The sequence below is a fragment of the Sanguibacter sp. Z41_6 genome (assembly GCF_059621145.1).
Window position 1 is genome coordinate 1 of the sequence record NZ_JCAQIF010000010.1, and the last position, 4,137, is coordinate 4,137.

At 69.8% G+C, this 4,137-nt stretch carries 3 protein-coding genes; all 3 read left to right on the forward strand.

Going from position 1 to position 4,137, the window contains the following annotated elements:
• Nucleotides 1-732 (forward strand): hypothetical protein (locus AC54T1_RS14455; protein ID WP_496912367.1); only part of this gene is annotated, 732 nt, incomplete at its 5' end.
• Nucleotides 733-948: 216 nt separating this feature from the next.
• Entirely contained in the window at nucleotides 949-1,926 is a 978-nt protein-coding gene (locus AC54T1_RS14460) for a LacI family DNA-binding transcriptional regulator (RefSeq protein ID WP_496912368.1), read from the forward strand.
• Nucleotides 1,927-2,317: 391 nt separating this feature from the next.
• Entirely contained in the window at nucleotides 2,318-4,003 is a 1,686-nt protein-coding gene (locus AC54T1_RS14465; protein ID WP_496912369.1) for an ABC transporter substrate-binding protein, read from the forward strand.
• Nucleotides 4,004-4,137: the final 134 nt, after the last annotated feature.

Below are 4,137 nucleotides of genomic sequence, written 5' to 3' on the forward strand. Positions count from 1 at the left end.
CTCGGTCAAGGGATGACCTCGCACCACCCCGGTTCCGGGACCGGTCCTGTCGGGACCGGTCCCGACAGGACCGGCCCGCTGACGCAGCTCGCCCAGGCGGTCTACCACCACATGGGCCTGGGCCTCTGCCTGATCCTGGGGGTCGCACCGACCCTCGTCGTGCTCACCCTGCTCTCCCCGGTGTCCACGAACGTGCCGTTCTTCGTGCTCGCCCAGCTCCCGGTGGCACCTGTGCTCTCGGCCGGGCTCTACGCCGTCCGCGGGTGGCGCAAGGACCCGGACGAGGGCCCCTTCGCGCTGTTCGTGCGTGGCGTGCGGGCGAACACCCTCGACGTCCTGCGCTGGTGGGTGCCGACGTTGCTCGTGGCGGCCGTGCTCGCCGTCAACATCTGGGCGAGCAGCACGGTGGCCGGCGCGCAGATCATCCGGCCGCTGGCCGTCGTGCTGGGTGTCCTGCTCGTCCTGTGGGCCGGTCAGATGCTCGTCATCACGTCGTTCGTGTCGTTCCGGACCCGCGATGCCGCGCGGGTCGCGGCCGTCATGCTCGGGGCGCAGTGGCGGGTGACCCTCGTGCACGGGTCCCTGCTCGTCGTGGCGGCAGGCATCACCACGCTCGGGTCGGACGTGCTCCTCGCGCTGGCCGCGTGGGCGCTCGTGTCGATGCTCGAGGCCGTCTCACGCCCTGTGGTCACGGACGTGGTCGCGCGGTTCACGCGCCCCGACGAGGCCTGACCAGGTTCAGCCCGTCGCCGCCCGCCGGCTCCGCGCCGGCGCGGCGGGCGACGGCGCACGGTCGTCCCGGGAGAACCCCAGGACCCGGCTGATCGGCGCGTGAGCCACCCGGCCCGGTTTCATCCGGTACGTGCGGGCTGCGGGCAGTGGTGGCACGATGCACCCGTGCCTCAACCCCCCGTGCCTCAACCACCCGGGCCTCCCACCCTCATCGACGTGGCCAAGGCCGCGGGTGTCTCGCGTGCGACGGCGTCGCGGGTGCTGGCCGGACACGGCAACGTCAACCCGGAGCTCGCTCGGCGGGTGATGGAGGCGGCGAAGGCGCTCGACTACCAGACGAACGCGGCGGCCCGTGCGTTGCGTGGGGGTGCGTCGGGCTCTGTGGCGGTGGTGGTCCCGCACAGTGAGCTGGACGGGTTGTCCGGTCCGTTCGTCGGGGCGCCCCTGCGTGGGGCGACGACGACGTTGTTCGCGCACGGGCGTCAACCGGTCCTGCTGCTCGACGACGGCAAGGACCCCAGCTCCCTCGCGCGGTACCTCACCTCGCGGCACGTCGAGGGGGCCATCGTGGTGCTCGCCCGGGAGTCGGAGGGGCTGTACCGGAACCTGCGCGACCTGCGGATCCCAGTCGTGTACATCGGGCGGCCGCGCGCTGATCTGCCCGAGGACGTCACGTCGGTGGACGCGGACCACTACGGGGGTGCCCGACTGGGTACGCGCGCGTTGCTCGAGGCGGGGCGGGTGCGGGTCGCGACGATCAAGGGCCCCGCGGGGTACTTCCCGGCGGCGGAGCGGCACCGGGGGTTCCTCGCTGAGCTGGCCGAGTGGGGGATCGAGCCGGGGCCGTCGGCACGGGGTGACTATTCGATGGCCTCGGGTGCGGTCGCGGCTGCCCAGCTGCTGCAGGGCGGGCCGATCGACGGTCTCTTCGCCCAGTCGGACCTCATGGCCGTCGGTGCGTTCCGGGTGCTGGCGGTCGCGGGCCTGCGCGTTCCGCAGGACGTGTCGGTCGTCGGGTTCGACGACACGGTCGTGGCGGCGACGGCGAGCCCGCCGCTGACGTCGGTGCGGCAGCCGTTGCAGGAGATGGGCAGCCGGGCCGCGGATCTCATCCTGGAGGCGATCACCTCCCCGCAGGCCCCGCCCCAGCACGTCGTGCTGACCGCGACACTGACGCTCCGGGACTCGGTGTAGATCTCCGATCTGCGTGGATCGTCCGTCCGGCGAGCAGGTCCTCGCGGTCGGAAACAGTTTCGGTCCCGACGCTGTGTGGACAAGAGGGGCGGGGACTGTGCATGCTGTCCCGAGAGATCGATCTCTCGCAGCAATTCCGCAGGCCAGAGGAATGGGTGGGATGGGGCAATGGTGCCCGGGCGACCGGCGCCCAGCCCCGTGGACGGCGTCGAAACATGGCGCGTACCGCCCTGACCGTCCATGACCGCCGATCCAGCACCACCACGGACCAGCACGGACCAGCATCACCGCCGATCCAGCACCACCACGGACCAGCACGGACCAGCATCACCACCGATCCAGCACCACCACGGACCAGCAACACACCACCCCGATCTCAATGAGGAGAATCATGGTTCCCGTCCAGAACGCCCGACCCCGCCGGTCGGCGATGCTCTACCGAGGGGTGGCCCTCACCGCCGTCTCGGCGCTCGCCCTGGCCGCGTGCTCCGACGGTGGAGGCGGAGGTGGCGGCACGACCGAGGCCGGGCCCGTCGACCTCACGTGCGCCGTGGAGGACTACAAGGCCGACACCACCTTCAAGAACCCGGAGCCGATGGAGGTGAGCATGCTCTGGACCGACTGGCCCGAGTCCCCCGTCAAGGACACGTGGGAGATCTTCGACGAGATCGAGGAGCGCACCAACGTCAAGATCGTCACGACGCACATCCCGTTCAGCGACGCGGTCGAGAAGCGCGGCCTGCTCATCAGCGCCGGCGAGGCCCCCACCGCGATCCCGCTCATCTACGCGGGTGACGAGCGCCAGTACGCCGCGTCCGGCGCGGCGCTGCCGCTGAGCGACTACGCCGAGTACATGCCCAACTTCGACAAGTACCTCAACGAGTGGTACGGCGAAGGTGCGATCGACAACCTGCGTCAGGCTGACGGGCGGTACTACATGACCCCGGGCCTGCAGGAGGTCTCGGTGCCGACGTTCACGCTCATCATCCGCAAGGACATCTTCGACGAGGTCGGCGCCCCGGCTCCCGAGACCTGGGAGGAGCTCGAGACGGGCCTCGCGCTCATCAAGGAGAAGTACCCCGACAGCAAGCCCCTCGGGGACGGCTTCGAGGGTGGCTCGATCCTCAACTGGTCGGCACCCTCCTTCGGGACCGTCGGCGGCTGGGGCTTCGGCACCGGCATGGTCTTCGACGAGGAGGCCGGGGAGTTCGAGTACGCGGGCACCTCGGACGAGTACAAGGTGATGATCGAGTACTTCAGCGGTCTCGCCGAGAAGGGGCTGCTCGACACGGAGTCCTTCACCGCGCCGAACGACGGCATGGGCACGGTCGCGGAGAAGTTCGCGGCCGAGAAGATCTTCGCGGCCTCGGGTGCCTCCGGCACGGTCCAGGAGTACGCCTCCGCGCTCGACGCGGCTGGTGTCACGGACTACGAGCTCCAGATGGTCGCGCCCCCCGGCGGCCCCGCTGGGAAGATCATCGGCTCCCGCGGCTTCTGGAGCGGCTTCATGCTCACCGCCCAGGCGAAGGACGACCCGAACCTGTGCAGCACGATCCAGTTCATGGACTGGCTGTACTACAGCCCCGAGGCGCGTGACCTCATCCAGTGGGGCGTCGAGGGTGAGACGTACACGAAGGGTGAGGACGGAACCTACACGCTCAACCCGGAGTACAAGTACGCCGCGTACAACCTCAACATGGACACCGGCACCACGGACATCAAGCTCGACCTCGGGTACGGCAACGACGTCCTCGCTGCATCGACCGAGTCCCGTGAGCTCAAGCAGTCCTACAACGCGCCCGCGTTCGTCGACTACATCGACACGGTGCTCGCGACGCGCACCCCGCGCGATCCCTTCCCGCCGGCCCCGCTCGACGAGGTCGACCTGGAGCAGGCGTCCCTCATGGGGACGCCGTTGAAGGACTCCGTGGACACTGCCACCCTGCAGTTCATCCTCGGTGACCGTGACCTCTCGGAGTGGGACTCCTACGTCGCTGAGCTCGAGGCGCAGGGCCTGCCCGCCTACGTCGACCTGATCAACGCGGCCAAGGACGCCTACGCCGAAGAGAACAGCTGACCTCAGCCCGACCCGGCCCTGTGGGGCGCCAGTGTCCTGAGACACCGGCGCCCCACGGGGTCCCTTCGATGAAGGAGCACGGTATGAAAGTCACGCCTGAGCCCGCTGCGGCGGCCCCGGGGGACAAGGTCGTC